Raw genomic sequence first — 22630 nt, forward strand, 5'->3', positions numbered from 1 at the left:
TCAGGGTGACAGTAAGTGTTTTGCTATAGACTTGCCATCTCACCAATGGAGAAACGCATGAGCATCAATCAGGACGCAGTCAAGGCAGCCCTTTCCGCGGTCATCGATCCGAACACGGGCAAGGACCTTGTCTCCAGCAAGACCATCAAAAACGTCAAGGTCGAAGGCGACAGCGTGACCTTCGACGTGGAGCTGGGCTACCCGGCCAAAAGCCAGTTCGCTGCGATCCGCGCGGCGGCCGAAGGCGCCGTAAAGGCTGCCGGCGCAGGTTCGGCCACTGCCAACGTGCATTCGAAGATCACCGCGCACACCGTACAGCGCGGGATCAAGCTGCTTCCGACCGTGAAGAACATCATCGCCGTCGCCTCGGGCAAGGGCGGCGTGGGCAAATCGACCACCGCCGTCAACCTGGCGCTCGCGCTGGCGGCGGAGGGCGCGCAAGTCGGCGTGCTCGATGCCGACATCTACGGCCCGTCGCAGCCGATGATGCTGGGGATTGCCGGCCGTCCGGAGTCGAAGGACGGCAAGACCATGGAGCCGCTCGAGAACTACGGCGTGCAGGTGTCGTCGATCGGCTTCCTGATCGATCCGGACGAACCGATGGTGTGGCGCGGCCCGATGGTCACGCAGGCGCTGCAGCAGCTGCTGGAGCAGACCAACTGGCGCGACCTGGACTACCTGATCGTCGACATGCCGCCGGGGACCGGCGACATCCAGCTGACGCTGTCGCAGAAGGTGCCTGTCACGGGCGCCGTGATCGTGACGACGCCGCAGGACATCGCGCTGCTGGATGCGCGCAAGGGCCTGAAGATGTTCGAGAAGGTCGGCATCCCGATCCTGGGCGTGGTGGAGAACATGAGCACCCACATCTGCTCCAACTGCGGGCATACCGAAGCGATCTTCGGCGAAGGCGGCGGCGAGAAGATGACGAAAGACTTCAACGTCGACTTCCTGGGCAGGCTGCCCCTGACCCTGGCGATCCGCGAGCAGACCGACTCCGGCCGGCCGACCGTGGTGGCCGATCCGGACGGCGCCGTCGCACAGGTCTATAAAGAGATCGCGCGCAAGGTCGCCATCAAGATCGCCGAGAAGGCGAAGGACATGAGCAGCAAGTTCCCCAACATCGTCGTCAAGAACGATTGAGGACTGGGGGACTGTCCTTGAATGGTACAGTCCCCGACCCGCCGTTAGCGGTTGGTGAGGGTGACGCCGGCGACAACCAGCGCGCCACCCACCACCATCGACACCAGGATCGCCTCGCCCAGCAGCGCTGCAGCGAGCACCACCCCGAATACCGGCACCAGGTTATTGAATACCGACGCGCGCGAGGGGCCGATCGCCTTTACACCCTCGTAGTACCAGACGAACCCGATCACCGTGCCGAATGCGCCGAGGTACACCACCGACGCCCACGCCGTGACCGGCACATTCGACCAGTCCACATCGCCAAGCTGCCCAACGGCGCCCATCGACAGGAACAGCAGTCCCCACAGCGCCGCATAGGTCGTGGCCGCGATAGGCGACAGGTTGGTCAGCGCGCGCCGCCCGATCAGCGTGTAGGCCGCCCAGCTGACCACGCCTCCCAGCATCAGCAGTTCTCCCGCGCCCAGCGACTGGCTGATGTCCTGCGCCGCGCCGGCCAGGTCGCCGCGTGTGATGACGATGGCGGCGCCAACGAATGCCAGCGCGATCCCTGCCCATTTGCGCGAGGTGAGGCGCTCGCGCAGGATCACGGCCGCAGCCAGCGCCGTCACGATCGGGTTCAGCGCGACGAACAGCGCCGCGCGTCCTGCCGGGATCTGGCCGAGCGCGCCGAAGAAGCACAGGTTGTACAGGAAGATGCCGGTGAGTCCGAGCGCCGCCGTGGCGAACATCTGCTGGCGCGACAGGCGCGGCAGGCCGCCTTCCATGCGCCATGCGAGCAGCAGGAGCAGTACTGCGGCCACCGCGAAACGGGCCGCGGCGGCGACCAGCGCCGGCATCTCGGCCGCCAGCGTGCGCCCGGCGATGAAGGTGCCGCCCCACAGGAACGCGACGCCGGCGAGCTTGAGGTACACCGGAGTCAGTGTGGCGGGTGCCGAGGAGGGCAGTGGGGGCGGGACGATGGCAGCGTCGGGTGCGGAGGTTTTCATGGTCTGGAGGGGTTGCGGCCGGGTTGTAATGATCATATATTATTGCTAATCGCCACTCATAGAAAAATGAGCAAACGCTCATGGGCCACCGATGACCTTCACCCAGCTTGAAATTTTCTCCCTCGTCGCCGAGCTCCAGGGATTTACCGCAGCTGCGCTGCGACTCGGGATCAGCCAGTCCGCCGTCTCGCACGCGGTCAAGTCGCTCGAAAAGGAGCTTGGCGTGCCGCTGATCGTGCGCCATCAGTCGTCCGTCGAGGTCACGGAAGTGGGCAAGCGCCTGCTGACGCGCGCCCGCGAGATCCTCGGGCTGGCGGAAGCGATGCAGCAGGAAGTGGCGGCCGCGCGCGGCCTGCGCCAGGGCCTGGTGCGCATCGGTTCGTTCGGGCCGACGTCCTCGCTCAAGCTGCTGCCCGCGATCCTGCATGCGTTTCGCGCAAAGTACCCCGGGGTGGAAGTGCAGATCGACGAGGGGTCGGACAACGAGGTAAAGCAGTGGATCCAGGACCGCCGGGTCGACATCGGCTTTGTGGTGCTGCCGAACGAGAGCTTCGATACGGTGCCGCTGGTGGAGGACGAGATGGTGGCAATCGTGCCGGCCGCGCATCCGTTGGCGGACAAGTCAACGGTGACGGCGTCCGACCTGCACGCGCTGCCATTCATTATGTCCGATACCGGATGCGGCGCGCTGGTGGAGCCGGCCTTCGTCAAGGCGGGGCTGACGCTGCGGGTGCGCTACCGCATTTCGCAGGTCATGACGATCCTCGGGATGGTGCAGGCGGGCGACGGGGTGGCGGTGATGCCGGAGCTGGCGCTGCCGGGCGACCTGGATTGCGCCTATCCCCGGCTGAAGACGGTGGCGTTCCGGCCGGCGATCCGGCGGCGCGTGGGGCTTGGCATGCGCGACCTGTCGCGGGCTGCGCCGGCGGTGCAGGCGTTCGTCGACACCGCGCGCCAGGTCGCCCGCCGTTAGGGGACTATCCCCGCAGGCGCCAGGGCGGTAGTGCCGTCCCCCGCATTTTTTGGCGGATTCGCCTAATTTCTGGCCGATTCCGCCAACTCCAACCAAAATGCTGGGGACGGTCCCATAGGCGCCAGGGGCGGTAGTGCCGTCCCCCGCATTTTTTGGCGGATTCGCCTAATTTCTGGCCGATTCCGACAACTCCAGCCAAAAAGCTGGGGACGGTCCCGAGGGACAGTCCCCCTACATCCGGTTAAAATAGCGGCTTTCGTTTCTTCGCTGTCTACTCTCAATGACCACGCCTGTCCGTACCCGATTCGCTCCCAGCCCAACCGGCTATCTCCACCTTGGCGGCGCGCGCACCGCGCTGTATTCGTGGGCATACGCCCGCCACTTCGGCGGCACGTTCATCCTGCGCATCGAGGACACCGACGTCGAACGCTCGACGCCCGAAGCGGTGCAGGCGATCCTGGACGGCATGAAGTGGCTCGGCCTGGAACACGATGAAGGCCCGTTCTACCAGATGCAGCGCATGGACCGCTACCGCGAAGTGGTGGCGCAGATGCTGGAGGCCGGCACAGCCTATCACTGCTACTCGTCGCCCGAAGAAGTCGAAGCGATGCGCGAGCGCATGCGCGCGGCCGGCGAGAAGCCGCGCTACGACGGCACCTGGCGTCCGGAAGAGGGCAAGGTCCTGCCGCCAGTGCCGGAAGGCCGCAAGCCCGTGGTGCGCTTCAAGAACCCGCTCGACGGCGACGTGACCTGGAACGACGTGGTCAAGGGCCAGATCACCATCTCCAACAAGGAGCTGGACGACCTGGTCATCGCGCGCCCGGACGGCACCCCGACCTACAACTTCTGTGTGGCGGTCGACGACTGGGACATGAAGATCACCCACGTGCTGCGCGGCGACGACCACGTGAACAACACGCCGCGCCAGATCAACATCCTGCGCGCGATCGGCGCGCCGCTGCCGGAGTACGGCCACCTGCCGATGATCCTGGGTTCGGACGGTTCGAAGCTGTCCAAGCGCCATGGCGCCGTCAGCGTGGTTAACTATGCGGATGAAGGCTACCTGCCGGAAGCGATGCTGAACTACCTGGCCCGCCTTGGCTGGAGCCACGGCGACGACGAGATCTTCTCGATGGAGCAGTTCTGCGAATGGTTCGACCTGTCGAACCTGACCGCGTCGCCTGCGCAGTTCAACTTCGACAAGCTGGCGTGGGTGAACAACCACTATATCAAGCAGGCCGACAACGAGCGCCTGGCGCAGCTGGCCATGCCGCAGCTGCAGCGCGACGGCGCCGTGTTCGACGGTGCGCCGCCGCTGGCGTCGGTAATCGCGCTGATGAAGGAGCGCGCCAACACCATCAATGAGATCGCCGATGCCGCCATGCTGTTCTACCGTGAGCCGAAGCCGGATCCGGCATTGCTGGAGCAGCATGTGACCGATGCGGTCAAGCCTGCACTCGCGCAGTTTGCGGAGCGCCTGCAGACGGTGGAATGGAACAAGGCTGCAATCAGCGCCATGATCAAGGAAGTGCTGGCCGCGCACGGATTGAAGATGCCGCAGATCGCGATGCCGCTGCGCCTGTTCGTCACCGGCCAGTTGCAGACGCCTGCGATCGACGCCGTGCTCGAACTGTTTGGCCGCGACACCGTTGTTGCACGCGTAAAGAAATTTCTTTGAAAATTTTTAGGGGATGCCCTTGGCAAGAAGCAAGGCGTCCCCTATAATACTGCTTCTTCGCGCTAACGGGGGTATAGCTCAGCTGGGAGAGCGCTTGCATGGCATGCAAGAGGTCAGCGGTTCGATCCCGCTTACCTCCACCAAGTCTGCGAAGAAGGTAGTAAATGTTGTAGTCCGGGTCCCCATCGTCTAGAGGCCTAGGACATCACCCTTTCACGGTGAGTACCGGGGTTCGAATCCCCGTGGGGACGCCAACTCGGCACACACAACACGTAGCATAGGCCGGATGCGCAGGCATCCAGGGCAGATTTCTGTCCCCATCGTCTAGAGGCCTAGGACATCACCCTTTCACGGTGAGTACCGGGGTTCGAATCCCCGTGGGGACGCCAGTTAAGACCGGAGCAGACCACCGCAGTACACGCGGATAGGTGCTCCGGTTTTTCATTTCTGCGGTAACTTTGGCACGTCATCCCCGCGGATGCGGGGATCCATACTGAGTTGGCAAGAGAGGCCCGTCCGGATGTCCCTGCGCGACCTGAAAACCCTCGCCCTGTTCTGCAAGGTCGTCGACAACTTCGGCGACATCGGCATCTGCTGGCGCTTCGCGCTGCAACTGCAGCAGGAACATGGCATTGGCGTCACCTTGTGGGTCGATGACCTGCGCACGTTCAAGCGCATCCGCCCGGATGTCGATGTGGACGCCAGTATCCAGCACATCGCAGGAGTAACCGTCCGCCATTGGACAAGCCAGGATGGCGAGTTCGCGCCATCCGATATCGCCGACATCGTCATCGAATTCTTCGCCGTCGACATCCCGCCCGGCTACATCAAGGCGATGGCGCAGTGCGATCCAAAGCCCGTGTGGTTCAACCTCGAAGGACTCACCGCCGAGGAATGGGTGGAGGGCTGCCACACGCTGCCGTCTTCGCATCCGCAACTGCCGCTGACGAAGTACTTCTTCTTCCCCGGCTTTACCAGCAAGACCGGTGGGCTGCTGCGCGAAGCGTCGCTGCTCGACGAGCGCCGCCGCTTCGTGTCCGATCCGGGCGCCGCGGCGGCGTTCCTGGCGGGGCTCGGCGTGACGCCGTCCGAGCAGGCCGGCCTCAAAGTGTCGCTGTTCTGCTACCAGCACGCACCGGTCACGGAACTGTTCGAGGCATGGCAGCAAGGTCCGGTGCCCGTCACGTGCCTGGTGCCGGAGGGCGTGGTGGCCGACGCGGCCCGCGCCTTCATCGGTGGCGAACCGCAGGCGGGCGCGGTCGCTACCCGCGGCGCGCTGACCGTGCGCATCGTTCCTTTTGTTGCGCAGCCGGATTACGACAAACTGCTGTGGTCCTGCGACCTGAATTTCGTGCGCGGCGAGGATTCGTTCGTGCGCGCGCAATGGGCCGGCAAGCCATTTGTCTGGCATATCTATCATCAGGACGAAAACCTGCACCATAAAAAACTGCGCGCCTTCCTGCACCGCTATTCGCCCGATATCGAAAGCCTGTTTGCATTTTCCCTCGGATGGAATGGCGCGCTGGAAGACGCTGGCCTCGCGGCGCAATGGCCATTACTGCATGCCGATCTGTCTCTTATTTCGCGCAGGGCGGAGGAATGGACTGGGCAAATGCTTAATCTAGGCGATTTTACGGGCAATATTCTTCAGTTCGCGCGGTCGCACCGGTAGGCGTTCCACGGAAGAACATGGTATGATGCTCGGTTACTGCAAACCCTTTTTAAGTTCACTCTCCTTAATATGAAACCCGCAAAAGAAATTCGTGTTGGCAACATCATCATGGTCGATGCCAAGCCTTTCATCGTGCTGCGTTCCGACGTCAACGGCTCGAGCCGCACGGGCTTTACCTACAAGTGGAAGATGAAGAATCTTCTGACGAACGCACCGCTGGAAAACGTTTTCCGCGGTGACGACAAGTTCGACGTCGTCGTTCTGGACAAGAAGCCGGTGACCTACTCGTACTTCGCCGACCCGCTGTACGTCTTCATGGACGAAGAGTACAACCAGTACGAAATCGAAGAAGAAAACCTCGGCGACGCGCTGAACTACCTGAAAGACGGTATGGAATGCGAAGCTGTCTTCTACGACGGCAAGGCAATCTCCGTGGAACTGCCAACCGTGATCGCACGCCAGGTCGTGTACTCGGAGCCGGCAGTCAAGGGCAACACTTCGGGCAACGTCCTGAAAGAAGCCAAGATCGAAAACGCCATCGAGTCGAAGCGTCACACCGTCCAGGTGCCGCTGTTCGTGTCGACCGACGACGTCATCGAAATCGACACCCGTACCAACGAGTACAAGAAAGTCGTTCGCGCCTAATCGCCCGACGCTTCACAAAGAACGCTGCCGCTGGCAGCGTTTTTTTTTAAAAATGGGGACAGACCCCATTTTCGGCATGGCGGGAAGGCGGAAATGGGGTCTGTCCCCATTTCGAAAATGGGGTCTGTCCCCATTTTTGCGGGTCGCTGCTATTCTATGTCTATTCAACAACAAGGAGACATGATGGATCGCAGGGATTTCGTCAAGATCGGGCTGGGTGCCAGCGCGCTCGCAGTATCGGGCGCCGCCGCTTCCTCCACCGCAGCCGCTACGGACGCTTCGCTCGACCTGGGGGTGAGCGAGCTGCAGGCGCTGATGGCAGGCGGCAAACTGAGTGCGCATTCGCTCGCCGCAGGCTACCTCGCCCGCATCCAGGCCATCGATAAGGCCGGTCCCCGCATTAACTCCATCATCGAAATCAATCCGGACGCGCTGAAGATTGCTGCGGACCTCGACCGTGAACGGGCCGCAGGCAAGGTGCGCGGCCCGCTGCACGGTATCCCGGTGCTCCTGAAGGACAACCTCGCTACCGGCGACGCGATGTGCACCACGGCCGGTTCGCTGGCGCTGGATGGCGTGCGCGCCACGCGCGATTCGTTCGTCGCCGCCCAGCTGCGCCGCGTCGGCGCGGTCATTCTCGGCAAGACCAACCTGTCGGAATGGGCCAATATGCGCTCCTCGCATTCGACCAGCGGCTGGAGCGCGCGCGGCGGGCTGACACGCAACCCGTATGCGCTGGACCGCAACACCAGCGGATCGAGCTCCGGCTCCGGCGCCGCGATGGCCGCCGGCCTGGCCACGCTGACGGTCGGCACCGAAACCGACGGCTCGATCGTGTCGCCGGCGTCGACGTGCGGCCTGGTGGGCATCAAGCCGACCGTGGGACTGGTCAGCCGCAGCGGCATCATCCCGATCTCGGCGTCGCAGGACACGGCCGGCCCGATGACCCGCACGGTGTCCGATGCAGCCTATCTGCTGGCCGCCATGGCCGGCGTGGACGACGCCGATCCCGCAACCAGGGGCAGCGCCGGCAAGGCGTCGGACTATGCGCGCGCGCTCGACAAGGGCGCGCTGCGGGGCAAGCGCCTGGGTGTGGCGCGCGACTTCTTCGGACGCAATCCGGCGGTTGACGCGCAGATCGAGAAGCAGCTGGCCGTGCTGAAGGCGCAGGGCGCGGTGCTGGTGGATGTGAAGGTGCCCAACACGAACAAGTACGACGAGAGCGAGATGGCCGTGCTGCTGTACGAGTTCAAGCCGGGCCTGGCGGACTATCTGAAAGGCTACGCGCCGCACGCGCGCATCAAGTCGATGGCCGATGTCATCGCGTTCAACGAGCAGCACCGCGACAAGGAACTAAGTCTGTTCGGGCAGGAGCACCTGATCGCGTCGAACAAGAAGGGCAGCCTGTCGGAGGACGAGTACAAGAAGGCGCTGGCCAACAACCACCGCTATTCGCGCCGCGAAGGCATCGACAAGGTCATGAAGGAGCACAAGCTCGATGCGCTGGTGGCGCCGACGGGCGGCGTGGCGTGGCTGACGGACTTCATCAACGGCGACCATTACGGCGGCAGCTTCTCGTCGCCGGCGGCGGTGGCCGGGTATCCGCACGTGACGGTACCGGCGGGCTATGTGCATGGTCTGCCGGTGGGGATTTCGTTCGTGGGTGGCGCTTACAGCGAGGCCGCGCTGATCGGGATGGCGTACGCGTATGAGCAGGCGACCCTGCATCGCAGGGCGCCGCAGTTCCTGCCGTCGGTCAAACCCGCTTAAGGATCAGGGGTCGGTCGCCTCCGGGGATAGTCCCGGAGGCTCAGACCTCGACGAATTTCATCTTGAAGTTGCGGCCCTTGATGGCGCCGAAGTCCGGCCCCATCGGGTTGCCCTTCGCCAGCCGCGCGAACGCCTGGTCAGCCACATGCCGGTCGATCGCGACATAGGTCGCGAACTCCATCACGTTGATCTTGCCGACCTGCTCCTTGGTGAGGCCCGCGTCGCCCGTCAGTGCGCCCAGCACGTCGCCCGGACGCAGCTTGTGCCGCTTGCCGCCCATGATGCAGATGGTGACCATTGGCGCCGGCTCCACATGCGGGTCGCCTTCGTCCAGTTCCTTCAGGTCGTGCCATTCGACCGGCGCGTTCTGGTATTCCTCGATCAGCTTGACCCACTTCTTTTCGTTCGGCGCCGCCAGCGACAGCGCCAGGCCGGTGCCGCCGGCGCGGCCGGTGCGGCCGATGCGGTGGATGTGCACTTCAGTGTCCTTGGAGATGTCGACGTTGATGACCGCGTCCAGGCTGGAGATGTCCAGCCCGCGCGCCGCCACGTCGGTCGCTACCAGCACCGAGCAGCTGCGGTTGGCGAACAGGACCAGGATCTCGTCGCGCTCGCGCTGTTCCAGTTCGCCATACAGCGCCAGGGCGGAGATGCCTTGCGCGCGCAGGTTCTCGGCCACTTCGCGGCAGCGCACCTTGGTGTTGCAGAAGGCCAGCGCAGAGACGGGGCGGAAGTGCTTGAGCAGCCGCACCACCGCCTCGTCGCGTTCGTCGAAACCGATCTCGTAGAAGCGCTGGTCGATGCGCGTGTTGTCGTGCTGCGCCTCGACCTTCACCTCGACCGGGTCGCGCAGGAACGGCGCGGTCGCCTGGCGGATGTCGTCCGGGTAGGTGGCCGAGAACAGCAAGGTCTGGCGCTGGCGCGGGCAGTCCTGCGCGATCTGCGCGATGTCGTCGTAGAAGCCCATGTCCGTCATGCGGTCGGCCTCGTCGAGCACCAGCGTCTGGACGTTATCGAGGCGCAGGGTCTGGCGGAACAGGTGGTCGCGGATGCGGCCCGGCGTGCCGACCACGATATGGGCGCCATGCTCGAGCGATGCAATCTGCGGGCGCATCGCCACGCCGCCGGTCAGGGTCAGGATCTTGACGTTGGGCTGGGACCGGGCCAGGCGGCGCAGTTCGTTCGCGACCTGGTCGGCCAGTTCGCGCGTCGGGCACAGCACCAGTCCCTGCACCGCGAACCACGCCGGCTTGATCCGGTTGAGCAGGCCGATGCCGAATGCCGCGGTCTTGCCGCTGCCGGTCTTGGCCTGCGCGATCAGGTCGCGGCCCTCCAGCACCGACGGCAGGGACGCGGCCTGGATATCGGTCATCGCCTTGTAACCGAGCGAATCCAGGTTGTCGAGGAAGGCGCGGTCGAGCGGAAGGGTGGAGAAGGCGGCAGGCTGCGTCATGGGGGCGAACGAAAAAATGGAATGGGCCCAGTCTAGCAAAGCCGGGCTGGATCGTGCTCGAAAGCGGGAATCAGTTGCTTGCCCAGACGGGCAGGCCGGTCAGGTCGAGGCCTTCGTCGCGGCGCCACACAGGCAGTCCGGTCGCGTCGGTCTCGTCGAGCAGTGTCAATTGCTCCTGCTTGAGGGCAGGGCGGCGGACGCGGGGGCGCGATTCGGTGGCCGAATCCTTGGGTGAGGGCGGAGCAAACCACGCTGCTCCGAGACCGGGCAGCTCAAACGTCGCGTTATCTTTTTTATCTTTCATGATCGGAAAGCGTCGCGCGTTTTATGGCATTTGGTTGCGGGGACAGGATTTGAACCTGTGACCTTCGGGTTATGAGCCCGACGAGCTGCCAGACTGCTCCACCCCGCGTCTGAGTGGGCGCATTGTACCGATTGCAAGTGGCATGCGCAATACGCGCGGCACAATTAACGTGGAACGAGGCGCCAGAGCGAGGTGATTTCGGCCGAACGGGCGGCGTGCAGCGGGTCGGTGGCGTCGCTGGAACGGGGATGCACGGGACGCACGTCGTGGCGGCCCGCCACTTCCAGGCCTGCCGCATCGAACATGGCGGTCAGCTCGGCGCGGGTGCGCAGGCCGAGATGTTCGGCGAAGTCCGAGAGGATCAGCCAGCCTTCGCCGCCCGGTTCCAGGTGCGCGGCGAGGCCGTTGAGGAAGCCCTTGAGCATGCGGCTGTCCGGATCGTAGATCGCGTATTCGATCGCGGAGCTGGGGCGGCCCGGCAGCCAAGGCGGGTTGCACACGATGAGCTGGGCGCGGCCTTCCGGGAACAGGTCCGCGCGCACGATCTCGACGCGGCCGGTAAGGCCCAGGCGCGCGATGTTCTCGCGGGCGCAGGACAGGGCGCGATCGTCCTGGTCGGTGCCGACGACATGTTCGATGCCGCGCCGCGCCAGCACTGCCGACAACACGCCAGTGCCGGTGCCGATGTCGAACGCGCGGCGGGTCCCGCGCGGGATGGGCGCCTGCGCCACGAGGTCGATGTACTCGCCGCGGATCGGCGAGAACACGCCGTACCAGGGGTGGATGCGGTCGTCCAGCGCCGCGATCTCGACGCCGTTCTTGCGCCATTCGTGCGCGCCGATCACGCCGAGCAGCTCGCGCAGCGACGCGACGAAAGGTTCGCCGCCGCGGCCGTAGGCCTCGTTGCATGCCTGGGCCACGTCGGGCGCGCGGCGCAGCGGGATGGAATAGTCGCCCTCGAAAGGGATCAGCAGCATCGCCAGCGTGCGGGCACGCTGCGACTGCGCCTGGCGGTGCAGGTGGAACGCTTCGGTGATGCTGGCCGGGACCTTGGCTGGCTTGCGCTTGCCGTGGCCGCCCTTGTGGTCGGCGCGGCGCGCGAGCGCCTGCAGCAGCTGGCGCGCATTCTGGAAGTCGCCGCGCCACAGCAGGGCAGTGCCTTCGCAGGCCAGCCTGTAGGCCGTGTCGGCCGGGGTCTTGTCGTCCGCGATGACCACGCGTTTGGGCGGCGGCATGCCGCTCTCGGAACGCCAGCGCGCGCTGCGCGCTTCGCCGCCTTCGGTCCAGTGGATCAGGGCGGGGGCGTTCGTGTCGGTGGCATGCATGGCAGTCCCGGTATCAGTGATGATGGTGCGACCAGTTGTCGCCGCCGGAGGCGAGGTAGGACGCGACGGCATCCGGGCTGCCGGTCGCGTGCAGCTTGAGCTCACCGCAGCTGCACATGCCCTGGTAGGGCTGGATGTGCGAGCAGGCCGATACCTTCTGCAGGTGGACCTTGACTGGCTTGGCGCACTTTTCGCACTTGAAGGTCAGGAAGCGGGCAGGTTTGTTCATGGTGCTGGAGGATGCGTGGAAAAGCGGGGATTCTACCATTTGGGGAAGGCGCCCTTACGGCACCGTCACCGTGCTGAGGCCGGCCCCGCCAGGCTGCACGAGGATGCGCGCGGAAATCCGCTCGGCCATTTCCTGCACATGCGAGATGACGCCGACCTTGCGGCCCATCGCCTGCAGGCTGTCGAGGGCGTCCATCGCTACACGCAAGGTCTCGCTATCGAGGCTGCCGAAGCCCTCGTCGATGAACAGCGACTCGACCCGCACGCGGTTGGACGACAGCGACGCCAGGCCTAGCGCGAGCGCGAGCGAGACCAGGAAGGACTCGCCGCCGGACAGCGAATTGACGGAGCGGACTTCGCCGCCCATGTCCTGGTCGCGCACCAGCAGGCCGAGCGAAGGCCCGCCGGCGGTGGGCACGCGCTCGAGGCGGTAGCGCTTGGCGAGGTGCGACAGGTGGCTGTTCGCGTACCCGAGCAGCACGTCCAGCGTGAACTGCTGCGCGTAGTTGCGGAACTTCTTGCCGTCCGACGAACCGATCAGGTCATTCATGCGCGCCCAGCGCCGCTCGACTTCCTGCTGCTGCGCGACCTGGCCCATGATGGTCTGCGCGCTCTCGCGGCGCGCGTCGTCCTGTGTCAGCTGCAGGCGCAGCGACACCAGCGTGTGGTTTGCGGCGTCCCAGCGGGCACGGGCCTGCGCCAGCGCGTCTGCCAGCAATCCCGGGGCGGCGTCCGTCGCTAGCGGCGAAGCGCGGTGGCGTGCGTGCTGCTCGCGGCGCTCGGCCAGGACCGTTGCCGCCGAGGCCGCGCCTGCGTCCAGCCGCGCCAGTGCGGCACGTTCGCCGTCGATCCACTCCGGATCGGTGGCGAGCAGCAGGCGCAGCGCCTCGGCGTCAGGGATCTGATCCAGCTCGCGCGCGGCAGCATCGAATTGCGTGATCCACGCGTCCAGGCACGCAACTGCCTGTCCCAGCGCTTCCGCATTTGACTGGCCGCGAGCGCGCGCGTGCTCGAGCGCTTCGCGGGCACGCACTTCCGCGTGCGACGCCTGCTGGCTGCCGAGCTGGCGCGCCGCCAGTGCTTCGCGCCTCTGCGCCACACTGGCGGCCAGCCCGCGCTCGACCTCGTCCGCCGCGCGGCCTCCGAACAGCGCTTCACGATCGGTGCGCAGGCGTGCGAGCTGCGCGTCCGCCTGCGCAAGCGCGCTGCGCGCAGCTTCCAGTGCTGCATGGGCCGCGCTGTGGCGTTCGATGGCGGCCGCGTGGCCGGCCTCGAGTGCCGCGAGCTTGTCGCGGGCCTCCGCCAGCGCGCGCGACTGCTCCATCCAGCCCGCGACCGCTTGCTCGCAAGATTGAAGGAAGGCCGCGGGCTCGGCATGCCATTCATCGCGCCACTCGGTCCGCTCGAATGCGTGGTCGAGGTCTTCGAGCAGCGCGTCCAGCGCGGCGGCGGCGTGGCGATGGCGCTCCTCGGCGGTGTCGCGCGCCGCGGCTGCGCGGTCATGCGCGGCCTGTGCGGCGCTTGCCGCTTCCTGCGCCGCGCCGCGTGCGGCCACTGCGGCGTCGCATGCCTGCTGCGCGCGTTCGCGTGCTGCCAGCGCTTCGCGGGCCGCGCCTTCGGTACGTTCCAGTTCCTCTGCTGCTGACCGGGCCGCGTCCGCCTGCTGCACGAACCAGCCCGCATCCACCTCGCCGTGCGCGCTGTGCGGATCGTCCGTCCATGCCCGCGCTGCCAGTGCTTGGGCTTCGTCAAGCTCCGCGATCTGGCGCTCGAACGTTGCCACCTGTTCCGCGCAGTGGGCGATGGTGGAGGCAAGCGACGCGTCGCGCGCGACATGCTCGCGCACGGCGGCGCGGCATTGCGTCACCTGGGCTTCCAAACTGTGCAGCATCGCCTTGAGGACGTCATCCTGGTGATGCCACGGATGCGCTTCGGATCCGCAGACCGGGCAGGGCTTGCCGTCCTCCAGCGTGCTGCGCAGGCGCTCCACGCTGTCTGCGCAGGCTGCCTTGGCGGCCGCATGGGACGCTTCCGCCTGCGCGAGCGCCGCGTGCAGCGCGGGCGCCGCCACTTCTTCCTGTGCGCGCGCCGCCGCCGCCGCGTCCCTGGACGCGAGCGCTTGCTGGCGCCGCTCGCGCGCGTCGGCGAGCGACGACGTGGCCGCGGCAAGCTGCCGCCAGCGATGTTCCGCCGCCGCCAGGGCCGCGCGCTGGCGGTCGATTTCCTGCCGTTTGCTGCGCATGGCGTCAAAGTCGAACCTTGCGGCCGCGTCGATGGCGGCGGCACGGGCTGCGTCGACTTCGAGCGCCCGCTGCGCGGCCGCGTCCAGTGTTTCCCGGGCCTGCCGGGCCGCGAGTTCCGCGGACGCTGCCTGGGCCGCGGCTGCATCGCGCGCGCCGGAAAGTTGCGCGAGCTGGCCGGACGCGCGCGCGGCGTCGGCCAACATCTTTTGCCAGCGTGTCCAGTGCGCGGCCAGCGGCTCGATGGCGCGCCGGCCGTCCAGCCATTGGGCGGACTTGTCGCGGATCCCCGCGAGCGCGGCGCGCTCCGCAGCCAGTGCGTCCAGCGCCGCTTGCGCGCGTATGGCCGATTCGCCCGCATCCTGCGCCGCCTGGCGCGCGGCGGCGTGGCCCGGAGTGAGCGCGCCGATGCGCGCATCGAGCGCCCTGGCCTCGATCAGGTGCGCAGCTGCTTCCCGCTGTGCGTGTTCGGCCGCTTCAAGCTCGCCCATCGCGGTTTCCACGCTGGCATGCGCCTCGCGTGCCGCCAGTTGCGACCGTTCGAGCTGCGCGCTGGCGTCCAAGGTGGCCTGGGCGACCGCCGCGCTCTCGTCGCGCAGGCGCGCCACGTCCGCCGCCAGCTGGCGCGCAGGCTGCGCCGCGTCGATGGTCGCGAGCTTGCGGCGGCGCGCGGCCGCCCCGGCCTGTTCCGCACGGGCGGCGTCCAGCGCCTGCTCCGCCTGCGTGACGCCGGCAGCCAGGCGCGCGTCGTCCTGCTGCCACCGCCATGCCGCTTCCGCCCCGTCGCGCGCCGCGCGCGCGGACTCCAGCGCGGTTTCGGCAGCCAGCGCATCCTGCTCGACCTGCGCGCGCTGGCCGGCGTCCATCGGCATGCCATCGGCAAGGCGCGAGGACAGCTGCTGCAGCCTGGCCTGTTCTTCCTTGTAGCGGTCGAATGCGCGCCGCGACAGCGCGGTATAGACCTCGGTACCGGTCAGCGTTTCCAGAAGCTCGCCGCGTTCGCTCTCGTCGGTCTTGAGGAACGCAGAGAATTCGTTTTGCGCCAGCAGGACCGCGCGCGTGAACTGTTCGAACGACAGGCCGATGCGGGCCACGATCTCCTGCGCCACCTCGGTCTTGGTGCCGCCCAGCGCCACCCCGTCAGCCATCCGGTGCAGCGACAGTGCCGACTTTTGCAGTGCTCCTGTGGCCTTGGTGCGCGCGCGGCGCACGCTCCAGCGTGCGCGGTAGCGGGCATTGTCGCTGCCGACGAAATCCACTTCGGCGTGGCCCTCCGCGGCGCCGCGGCGCAGCAGCGTGCGCGGATCGTAGGGCGAGACCGTCTCCTCGCCCACATCCGGCAGCGTGCCGGCGCTGCGTCCGGCTTTTGCCAGGCGCGGCGTCGCATCGTAGAGCGCCAGGCAGAGGGCATCGAGCAAGGTGCTCTTGCCCGCGCCGGTCGGCCCGCCGATCGCGAACACGCCGGCGGAGGCCAGCGGCTCGCTCTCGAAATTCACCTCGAAGGGTTCGCCCAGCGACGCCAGGTTGGCGCCCGCGATGCGCAGGATCTTCATGGCGCCGCCTCGCCCATCAACTCGTGGAAGGCCGAGAGCTGGTCTGGGGGCGCGGCTTCCCCGAAGCGGTCCTGGTACAGGCGGCGGAAGATATCGTCCGGCTGCAGCTGCGCCAGCTCGTCGAGCGACATGGCGGGGCCGGCGGCGCCCGCAACTGTGGCCTTGCGTACCGGTTCGATCTTCGCCAGGCGCACCGGCTTGCCCTTGATGGCCGCCTCGATGCGCGCGCGCAGGCCGGGCTCGGGGCGCTCCAGCAGCACGCGCACTTCGAGGTAGGGCTGGCGGTGCGGCTCGCAGTCATCCAGCGCCAAGGCTTCCAGCGCGGCGAGCGCTTCCTCCACGGGAGCGGGATGCTCGGGCACGCGCAGGAGCTGGACGCAGCGCGGCACGGGGAGCGCGTCCACCGCGACCGCCTTTGGCCCCTCCAGGTCCACGCGCAGGACCTGGTGCTGGTAGTTCACTTCGGAGAACGACATCGGCAGCGGACTGCCGGAATAGCGCAGGTGCTCCTGCCGCCCGACGCGCTGCGCCAGGTGCAGGTGGCCGAGCGCCGCATAGGCCACGCACGGATCGAAGATGGTCGCCGGCAGCGCCTCGGTGCCGCCGATGACGATGCGGCGCTCGGAGTCCACCGAGCTTTGGCCCTCCAGCATGTGGCAGTGGCCCATCGCCACGATCGCCTGGCCGCTTGTGCGGCGCTGCATCGCCAGATCGAAGGCCTGGCGGTAGAGCAGGGCGATGCCGTTCAGGTAGGGATCGCCCTCCGCGCCGGTGTCGGCGCGCGGGACATCGCCCGGACGCAGGAACGGGATCGCGATGCACCATGCAGCCACGGCGCCGGTGCGGTCGTGCAGCGGCACCAGCATGCGTTCGATGTCGATCTCGCCGCCGGCCGTGCGCACGGGGGCGCCGACGACGCGCGCGTTGTGCAGCTCCAGCAGCGGGCCGGGCGCCTCCAGCCGCGCCGGCGAATCGTGGTTGCCGGCGATGATGACCACGTCGAGCCTGGGCGCGCGCGTGTGCAGGCGCTGCAGGAACTGGTAGAGCTGCTTTTGCGCGGAGGCGGGGGGATTGGCGTTATCGAATACGTCTCCCGCGACCAGCAGGGCATCCGCGTCCTGCTCCACCACCTGGTCGACCAGCCAGTCGAGGAAGCACTGGTGTTCGTACGAGCGGTCGTAGTGATGCAGGGCCTGGCCAAGGTGCCAGTCGGAGGTGTGCAGGATGCGCATGGGGAGCCACTGAGATGCGGTGAGGCGGTACTATAGCAGAGCCGCCCCGTCGCGAATTGACGCCGTCGGCATCGCACGCACACTGCTTTTCATAATTACAATAGCGGGATGACCGAACCGACACTCACGCCCGCTGCCGCGCGCGCGCTGCACCTCGCCGCGCAAGGCATGCTCAACCCGCGCCGCAAGAGCGCCACCCGGGACGACGTCCTGGACGCCATCCGCCGCATGGGAGTCCTGCAGATCGACACCATCAGTGTGGTCGCGCGCAGTCCCTACCTCGTGTTGTGGAGCCGGCTCGGCGCGTATGACACGGAGTGGCTCGACCAGCTGCTGGCTGGCGGCAGCCTGTTCGAGTACTGGGCGCACGAGGCGTGCTTTATCCCGATCGAAGACTACCCGCTGTTCCGGCATCGCATGCGCGATCCGGAGGCGATGGGGTGGAAGTACTCCGCCACCTGGATGCGCGAGCGCAGCGCCGAAGTCGGTGCGCTGCTCGACCACATCCGCGCCAACGGCCCGGTGCGATCCTCCGATTTCGCGCGCACCGACGGCAAGGCGGGCGGATGGTGGGAGTGGAAGCCGGAGAAGCGTTCGCTCGAAGTCCTGTTTACCGCAGGGGAATTGATGATCGCGCGGCGCCACAACTTCCATCGCGTGTACGACCTGGCGGACCGAGTGCATCCGCGCCGGCACGAAACCGACCTGCCGATGGAAGAAGTCATGCGGCGCTTTGCACTTCAGACCGTGAAAGCGCTGGGCGTGTGCAAGGCGTCGTGGATTCCCGACTACTACCGCACCAGGCCGCCGCGCGTGAATCCCGAAGCGCTGGTCGCAACGGGCGCACTGCTGCGCGCGCGCGTCGCGGGCTGGGACGACCCCGTCTACGTCCACCCGGACCACGCCGGCCTGCTGCAAGACGCAATCGACGGCCGGCTCGCCCCGACCCTGACCAGCATCCTGTCGCCATTCGACCCGATTGTCTGGGACCGCCGGCGCGCACAGGAGCTGTTCGGCTTCGATTACCGGCTCGAGTGCTACACGCCGGCCGCCAAGCGCAAGTACGGCTATTTCACACTGCCAGTCCTGCGTCGCGGCGCCCTTGTCGGCCGCATCGACGCCAAGGCCCACCGGCGCGACGGACGCTTCGAACTCAAATCTGTCGTCCTGGAGCCTGGCGTCCGTATCAGCGACGCCTTCGCGAACGACATCGGCGGTGCAGTGCGCCGGCTCGCCACCTGGCACGGCTGTCCCGCCGTCGACATCACCGCAACCGACCCCTTCGCCGCGCCCCTCCGCACCGCACTGCCCTGAGCCCGGGGTCAGGCACCTTTTGACGAATATTCCGATACCCACCTTAGGAAAAGCGCTAGCAGCAATATGCTGAAGGTTCGTGTCGGCATCGTCCTACCCCGGTGAAATGATGAGGAAAAGTCCGAACGCGCTGTCCGTCCATTCCGAAACCGGTGCCTGACCCCAAGGGGAAGTGGTGCCAGACCCCGTGGGAAGTTGGAGCGGGGCGTCGGCATTTTCTTATCGGGGGCTAGTCCAGGGTCTGGCGGTAGCGCTTGAGGGCGACGGCGCCAGCGACGAGCAGGAACAGGAGCAGGGGCCAGAGGTGCGGGACGATGTGCACCAGGGTGTTTCCCTTCAGGAGGATGCCGCGCACGGCGCGCAGGAAGTGGGTCAGCGGGAGTAGTTCGCCGATCGATTGCGCCCAGCCGGGCATGCCGCGGAACGGGAACATGAAGCCGGACAGGAGGACCGAGGGCAGGAAGTAGAAGTAGGTGAGCTGCATGGCCTGCATCTGGTTGCGCGCGACGGTGGAGAACATGAAGCCGACCGCGAGGTTGGTGGCGATGAAGACGCTCAGGACGAGCGATAGCAGCAGGAAGCTGCCCACCATCGGTACGGCAAACAGGAAGTGGGCGGCAACCAGGATGACGCTGACCTGGACGTAGCCGATCAGGATGTACGGGACGATCTTGCCCACCATGACTTCGATCGGCCGCACCGGCGTCGCAAGCAGGTTCTCCATGGTGCCGCGTTCGTATTCGCGGGTGACGGCCAGCGATGTCATCATCACCATGGTCATGGTCAGGATGACGCCGAGCAGGCCGGGGACGATGTTGTAGCGCGACAGGCCCTCGGGGTTGTAGCGGCGCTGGACCCGCACGTCGAACGCGGGCGGGCCGCTGCGCAGCCGCGCCAGCGTGCCGGTGGCGTTGCGCTCGAGCGCCTGGCGCGCGATGCCGGCCACCGCGGCCAGGGCGTTGCCGGCCGCGGAGGGATCGGTCGCGTCGGCGGCGAGCAGCAAGGAGGGCCGCTCTCCGCGCACCAGCCGGCGGCTGAAGTCCGCCGGGATCACGAGCATGAACTGGACGCGCCCTTCGTCCAGCAGCCGGTCGCCTTCGCCCTCGCTGGCCGGCCGGTGCGTCACGCTGAAGTAGCGCGAGTTCTCCATGCCCGCGACCAGGCTGCGCGAGAAGGGGCTGTGGTCGGCGGCGACGACGGCGAGCGGCAGGCGGCGCGGGTCGGTGTTGATCGCGTACCCGAACAGCACCAGCTGGATGATGGGGATGGCGATCATCATCGCGAATGTGAGCCGGTCGCGCCGCACCTGGCGGAATTCCTTCACCAGGATCGCGGCAAAGCGTCCCCAGGATTCCCGTGCGCGCATGTCAGCTCCCGTCCTGCGGCGCGCCCCCGCCGTCGTCGGTCAGGGCGATGAAGGCGTCTTCCAGGCCCGGCTCGGCGCGCGCGATGCGGATGCCTTCGCGCGCGATCAGGCCCTGCACCGGGGCCAGCGCGGCATCGAGCTCGGCATCCGATTGCGCCAGGATGCGCAGGTTCGCGCCAAACGCCGCCACGCCGCGCAGGCCGGGCGCGCTGCCGATGGCCTCGGCCAGCGCCGCCAGCGCCAGCGGCGAGCCGCCCGCTTCGCGCACGGACAGGCCCGCGTGCGACACCAGTTCAGCCGCCGTGCCACGCGCGAGCAGCCGGCCCTGCGAGATGAAGGCGAGGGCGTGGCAGCGCTCCGCTTCGTCCATGTAGTGAGTCGAGACAAGGACCGTCATGCCGTGGGCAGCCAGGATGTGCAGGTGGTCCCAGAACATGCGCCGCGCGGACGGGTCGACGCCGGCGGTGGGTTCGTCCAGCAGCAGCAGCTGCGGGTCGTGCAGGAGGCAGGCGGCCAGCGCGAGCCGCTGCTTCCAGCCACCCGAGAGTGTCCCGGCAAGCTGGCCACGGCGCTGGGCCAGTCCCAGCTGGGCGAGTGCGCGGTCGACCCGGTCGCGTCGCCCGGGCACCTGGTACACGGCAGCGACAAAGTCGAGGTTCTCTTCGATGCTGAGGTCGTCGTACAGGCCGAAGCGCTGCGGCATGTAGCCGACTTCCCGCTTGATCCGGCGCGCCTGCGTGCGCAGGTCGAAGCCGAGGCAGTGCCCTTCGCCTTCGTCCGGCGTGAGCAGGCCGCACAGCATGCGGATGGTGGTGGTCTTGCCGCTCCCGTTCGGGCCGAGGAAGCCGTAGATGGCGCCGCGCGCGACCTGCAGGTCGACCGAGCGCACGACCGTGCGCGCGCCGTAGCGTTTGGTCAGGCCCCGCACGTCGATGGCGACCGGCGCGCTCATCGCGCGCCGTCCGCGACGCGTACTTCGAGCGGCTGCCCAGGATGCAGCAGGGCGGCGTCCGCTGCCGACAGCGGCCGCCCTTCGACCATGAAGACCAGGGTGCTGCGGTTTTCCTGGCTGTAGATCAGCGGCGCCGTGTATTCGGCCTCCGCCGCTATATAAGTGATGGCGGCTGGGACTTCGCGCGGGCAGCCGTCGCAGCGCAGCCGCACGCGCTGGCCGATGCGCAGGCTGCCCAGCGCGCTCTGGGGGACGAAGAAGCGCGCGCGCATGTATTGCGGCGCGAGCAGGCTGACTACGGGGGCGCCCGGTTCGACCATCTCGCCCTCGCGGTATAGCACGTCGGCCACGCGCGCTGCGAGCGGGGAGGCCACGCTCTTTTGGGCGAGCCGCCATTCGGACTGGCGCAGCTGGGCCAGCGCTGCCTGCACTTCCTGGCGCGCCGCAGCCAGTTCGTCGCTGCGGGCGCCGAGCCGGGCGACCTTGCGGCGGGCGCGCATTTCGCGCACGCGTTCGCGGTCGCGCGCGGCGGCGCTGCGCGCCTGGTCCAACTGGGCGGCGGAAATGAACCGGCGCGCCACGAGGGCGGACTGGCGCGCCAGGTCCGCCTCGGACAGGCGCAGCGCGCTCTCGGCCTGCGCAAGCTGCGCGTCGAGCACGGCCAGTTCTTCGGCGCGGCTTCCTTTTTCCAGGTTGGCCAGTACGGCGCGCGCCCGCGCGACCCGGGCTTCGGCTTCCAGCCTGGCAGCCCGTTCGTTGTCCTGTTCCAGCACGAACAGGGGCGCCCCCGCGGCGACCAGCGCGCCGCGCTCGACGTGGCTGCGCGCCAGCACGCCCCCGATCGGGCTGGACAGGCGCACGTAATCGGCTTCCGCATAGCCGGGGAAGAAGTCGGGCGGGGGGCCGCGGCACCCGGCCAGCGCAAGGGCGCTCAGCAGCGGGGCGAGGCAGGCAAACGGTGCCTTCATCGCTGTGGCGAAAGGGAGACGATGTGCCTTCACCCTAGCACAATCGGGCCCCGGGGAAGGTTCCCCGATCCGGTTCATCGATATGGACGAATTTGAGGAAAATCAAACGTGCAGGGAATGGGGAACTCTACACTGGACTACTTATGACTCTTAGTTTGTTGCCCAGGAGAATGCATGCTTACAGCTACTTATTCACTTGTTGCGATGTCGGTTGAGCACGCCAGTGTGCGCGCCAGCCTGAATGCGTTCCACACCCTGATCCGTTCCACGTTCGCTCCTGAACCTTCCCTTTCCAGCGGCCAGGTCGATTTCGCCTGCCTGGCCATGCAGCGCCTGTATGACGCCTTCGACCACCGCAAGGTGGAGCTGGTCCTGATTCCCGCGGTACGCAAGCTGACCCATGTGGCCGACCGGCTGCTGGCCGAGCTCGACCAGCTGCGCCGCACTGCCGCCCAGGCCATGAACTGGCTGTTCGCCCGCGCCCGCGACGGCGCCATCGAAGGCAAGTCGGCCGTCGCCAGCTTCTGCGACACGGCCGACAAGTTCTGTTCCTCCCTGTTGACCCGCCTCGAACGCGAGGAGCGCGAGCTGTTCCCGGTCGCGCGCACGGCGCTCCCTGTCGAAACCTGGTTCGATATCGCGCACCAGCTGATCGCCGCCGAATCCAGGTCGGTCAAGCCCCGCGCCACGCTGCGCACGCGTCCGCGCGGCAGCATCACCCCAGTCCCGCCTCCAATGCGCGTCGACAACAACCTGGTGCGCGGCATGGCAAGCTAGGCGCGTCGAATTGAACCGGTGCGATTCTTGCTATGATGGTGTCTTTGA

18 protein-coding genes and 4 tRNA genes are annotated in these 22630 nt (G+C 67.1%); 11 read left to right on the top strand and 11 right to left on the bottom strand.

Annotation, left to right across the window (positions count from 1 at the left end; all coding sequences use genetic code 11):
- The first annotated feature begins 57 nt into the window (after positions 1-57).
- Positions 58-1143 (top strand): iron-sulfur cluster carrier protein ApbC, encoded by a 1086-nt coding sequence (gene apbC, locus ACFSQR_RS17480; protein WP_377731299.1) that lies wholly within the window; start codon positions 58-60, stop codon positions 1141-1143.
- A gap of 44 nt (positions 1144-1187) precedes the next feature.
- Here the strand turns inward: apbC and ACFSQR_RS17485 are convergent, their stop codons facing one another.
- Positions 1188-2132 carry a DMT family transporter gene (locus ACFSQR_RS17485; RefSeq protein WP_377731300.1) on the bottom strand — a complete coding sequence of 315 codons (945 nt, stop codon included), beginning with the start codon at positions 2130-2132 and terminating at the stop codon, positions 1188-1190.
- A 91-nt stretch (positions 2133-2223) separates the two neighbouring features.
- Here ACFSQR_RS17485 and ACFSQR_RS17490 point away from each other — a divergent pair, with 91 nt between their 5' ends.
- The 8 genes from ACFSQR_RS17490 to ACFSQR_RS17525 all read left to right on the top strand — a co-directional run bounded on the left by ACFSQR_RS17490 (position 2224) and on the right by ACFSQR_RS17525 (position 8870).
- Positions 2224-3105: a LysR family transcriptional regulator gene (locus ACFSQR_RS17490; RefSeq protein WP_377731301.1), complete on the top strand. Its 882-nt coding sequence runs from the start codon at positions 2224-2226 to the stop codon at positions 3103-3105.
- A gap of 280 nt (positions 3106-3385) precedes the next feature.
- The gene (gene gltX / locus ACFSQR_RS17495; RefSeq protein ID WP_377731302.1) at positions 3386-4783 is read left to right on the top strand and encodes a glutamate--tRNA ligase; all 1398 of its coding nucleotides are present in this window, start codon (positions 3386-3388) and stop codon (positions 4781-4783) included.
- Positions 4784-4850: 67 nt separating this feature from the next.
- A tRNA-Ala gene (locus ACFSQR_RS17500) sits at positions 4851-4926 on the top strand.
- Positions 4927-4961: 35 nt separating this feature from the next.
- Positions 4962-5037, top strand: a tRNA-Glu gene (locus ACFSQR_RS17505).
- Between the two features lie 59 nt (positions 5038-5096).
- A tRNA-Glu gene (locus ACFSQR_RS17510) sits at positions 5097-5172 on the top strand.
- 131 nt (positions 5173-5303) lie between these two features.
- Complete coding sequence (earP, locus tag ACFSQR_RS17515; RefSeq protein WP_377731303.1) at positions 5304-6455, top strand: elongation factor P maturation arginine rhamnosyltransferase EarP; 1152 nt, start codon at positions 5304-5306, stop codon at positions 6453-6455.
- Between the two features lie 69 nt (positions 6456-6524).
- Positions 6525-7100 (top strand): elongation factor P, encoded by a 576-nt coding sequence (locus ACFSQR_RS17520; RefSeq protein ID WP_377731304.1) that lies wholly within the window; start codon positions 6525-6527, stop codon positions 7098-7100.
- A gap of 183 nt (positions 7101-7283) precedes the next feature.
- On the top strand, positions 7284-8870 hold the full coding sequence (locus ACFSQR_RS17525) for an amidase (protein ID WP_377731409.1): 1587 nt from the start codon (positions 7284-7286) through the stop codon (positions 8868-8870).
- A 40-nt stretch (positions 8871-8910) separates the two neighbouring features.
- On the opposite strand, the gene dbpA is transcribed toward ACFSQR_RS17525, so the two are convergent.
- The 7 genes from dbpA to ACFSQR_RS17560 form a co-directional block, all read right to left on the bottom strand.
- Positions 8911-10323, bottom strand: a complete 1413-nt coding sequence (gene dbpA, locus ACFSQR_RS17530; RefSeq protein ID WP_377731305.1) for an ATP-dependent RNA helicase DbpA — start codon at positions 10321-10323, stop codon at positions 8911-8913.
- 70 nt (positions 10324-10393) lie between these two features.
- Positions 10394-10627 (bottom strand): hypothetical protein, encoded by a 234-nt coding sequence (locus ACFSQR_RS17535; RefSeq protein ID WP_377731307.1) that lies wholly within the window; start codon positions 10625-10627, stop codon positions 10394-10396.
- Positions 10628-10658: 31 nt separating this feature from the next.
- Positions 10659-10735 (bottom strand) — tRNA-Met (locus ACFSQR_RS17540).
- A gap of 56 nt (positions 10736-10791) precedes the next feature.
- Positions 10792-11952: a methyltransferase gene (locus ACFSQR_RS17545; RefSeq protein ID WP_377731308.1), complete on the bottom strand. Its 1161-nt coding sequence runs from the start codon at positions 11950-11952 to the stop codon at positions 10792-10794.
- Between the two features lie 13 nt (positions 11953-11965).
- A complete protein-coding gene (locus ACFSQR_RS17550; RefSeq protein ID WP_377731309.1) occupies positions 11966-12181 on the bottom strand; it encodes a hypothetical protein in 216 nt (71 codons plus the stop codon).
- A 54-nt stretch (positions 12182-12235) separates the two neighbouring features.
- Entirely contained in the window at positions 12236-15973 is a 3738-nt protein-coding gene (locus tag ACFSQR_RS17555) for an AAA family ATPase (protein WP_377731310.1), read from the bottom strand.
- The gene (locus ACFSQR_RS17560) at positions 15970-17205 is read right to left on the bottom strand and encodes an exonuclease SbcCD subunit D C-terminal domain-containing protein (protein ID WP_377731311.1); all 1236 of its coding nucleotides are present in this window, start codon (positions 17203-17205) and stop codon (positions 15970-15972) included. Before ACFSQR_RS17560 ends, ACFSQR_RS17555 begins: the two co-directional genes overlap by 4 nt.
- Before the next feature lie 108 nt (positions 17206-17313).
- Between ACFSQR_RS17560 and ACFSQR_RS17565 the strand changes: the two genes are divergently transcribed.
- On the top strand, positions 17314-18519 hold the full coding sequence (locus ACFSQR_RS17565; protein WP_377731312.1) for a winged helix-turn-helix domain-containing protein: 1206 nt from the start codon (positions 17314-17316) through the stop codon (positions 18517-18519).
- A gap of 229 nt (positions 18520-18748) precedes the next feature.
- Here ACFSQR_RS17565 and ACFSQR_RS17570 read toward each other — a convergent pair whose 3' ends face one another.
- Genes ACFSQR_RS17570 through ACFSQR_RS17580 form a run of 3 tightly spaced genes read right to left on the bottom strand, consistent with a single transcriptional unit; the run spans position 18749 to position 21805 of the window.
- Positions 18749-19885: an ABC transporter permease gene (locus tag ACFSQR_RS17570; RefSeq protein WP_377731313.1), complete on the bottom strand. Its 1137-nt coding sequence runs from the start codon at positions 19883-19885 to the stop codon at positions 18749-18751.
- Between the two features lies 1 nt (position 19886).
- Positions 19887-20837 carry an ABC transporter ATP-binding protein gene (locus ACFSQR_RS17575; RefSeq protein ID WP_377731315.1) on the bottom strand — a complete coding sequence of 317 codons (951 nt, stop codon included), beginning with the start codon at positions 20835-20837 and terminating at the stop codon, positions 19887-19889.
- Positions 20834-21805: an HlyD family secretion protein gene (locus ACFSQR_RS17580; protein WP_377731316.1), complete on the bottom strand. Its 972-nt coding sequence runs from the start codon at positions 21803-21805 to the stop codon at positions 20834-20836. The genes ACFSQR_RS17575 and ACFSQR_RS17580 overlap by 4 nt, the downstream gene beginning before the upstream one ends.
- A gap of 174 nt (positions 21806-21979) precedes the next feature.
- Between ACFSQR_RS17580 and ACFSQR_RS17585 the strand changes: the two genes are divergently transcribed.
- Positions 21980-22582 carry a hypothetical protein gene (locus tag ACFSQR_RS17585; RefSeq protein WP_377731317.1) on the top strand — a complete coding sequence of 201 codons (603 nt, stop codon included), beginning with the start codon at positions 21980-21982 and terminating at the stop codon, positions 22580-22582.
- The last annotated feature ends 48 nt before the right edge of the window (positions 22583-22630 follow it).

The sequence above is a fragment of the Pseudoduganella sp. GCM10020061 genome, assembly GCF_042683405.1.
GTDB lineage: Bacteria > Pseudomonadota > Gammaproteobacteria > Burkholderiales > Burkholderiaceae_D > Telluria.

Coding starts and splice junctions, on each gene's coding strand:
- apbC (WP_377731299.1), top strand. CDS start 58: ATGAGCATCAATCAGGACGCAGTCAAGGCAGCCCTTTCCGCGGTCATC.
- ACFSQR_RS17485 (WP_377731300.1), bottom strand. CDS start 2,132: ATGAAAACCTCCGCACCCGACGCTGCCATCGTCCCGCCCCCACTGCCC.
- ACFSQR_RS17490 (WP_377731301.1), top strand. CDS start 2,224: ATGACCTTCACCCAGCTTGAAATTTTCTCCCTCGTCGCCGAGCTCCAG.
- gltX (WP_377731302.1), top strand. CDS start 3,386: ATGACCACGCCTGTCCGTACCCGATTCGCTCCCAGCCCAACCGGCTAT.
- earP (WP_377731303.1), top strand. CDS start 5,304: ATGTCCCTGCGCGACCTGAAAACCCTCGCCCTGTTCTGCAAGGTCGTC.
- ACFSQR_RS17520 (WP_377731304.1), top strand. CDS start 6,525: ATGAAACCCGCAAAAGAAATTCGTGTTGGCAACATCATCATGGTCGAT.
- ACFSQR_RS17525 (WP_377731409.1), top strand. CDS start 7,284: ATGGATCGCAGGGATTTCGTCAAGATCGGGCTGGGTGCCAGCGCGCTC.
- dbpA (WP_377731305.1), bottom strand. CDS start 10,323: ATGACGCAGCCTGCCGCCTTCTCCACCCTTCCGCTCGACCGCGCCTTC.
- ACFSQR_RS17535 (WP_377731307.1), bottom strand. CDS start 10,627: ATGAAAGATAAAAAAGATAACGCGACGTTTGAGCTGCCCGGTCTCGGA.
- ACFSQR_RS17545 (WP_377731308.1), bottom strand. CDS start 11,952: ATGCATGCCACCGACACGAACGCCCCCGCCCTGATCCACTGGACCGAA.
- ACFSQR_RS17550 (WP_377731309.1), bottom strand. CDS start 12,181: ATGAACAAACCTGCCCGCTTCCTGACCTTCAAGTGCGAAAAGTGCGCC.
- ACFSQR_RS17555 (WP_377731310.1), bottom strand. CDS start 15,973: ATGAAGATCCTGCGCATCGCGGGCGCCAACCTGGCGTCGCTGGGCGAA.
- ACFSQR_RS17560 (WP_377731311.1), bottom strand. CDS start 17,205: ATGCGCATCCTGCACACCTCCGACTGGCACCTTGGCCAGGCCCTGCAT.
- ACFSQR_RS17565 (WP_377731312.1), top strand. CDS start 17,314: ATGACCGAACCGACACTCACGCCCGCTGCCGCGCGCGCGCTGCACCTC.
- ACFSQR_RS17570 (WP_377731313.1), bottom strand. CDS start 19,885: ATGCGCGCACGGGAATCCTGGGGACGCTTTGCCGCGATCCTGGTGAAG.
- ACFSQR_RS17575 (WP_377731315.1), bottom strand. CDS start 20,837: ATGAGCGCGCCGGTCGCCATCGACGTGCGGGGCCTGACCAAACGCTAC.
- ACFSQR_RS17580 (WP_377731316.1), bottom strand. CDS start 21,805: ATGAAGGCACCGTTTGCCTGCCTCGCCCCGCTGCTGAGCGCCCTTGCG.
- ACFSQR_RS17585 (WP_377731317.1), top strand. CDS start 21,980: ATGCTTACAGCTACTTATTCACTTGTTGCGATGTCGGTTGAGCACGCC.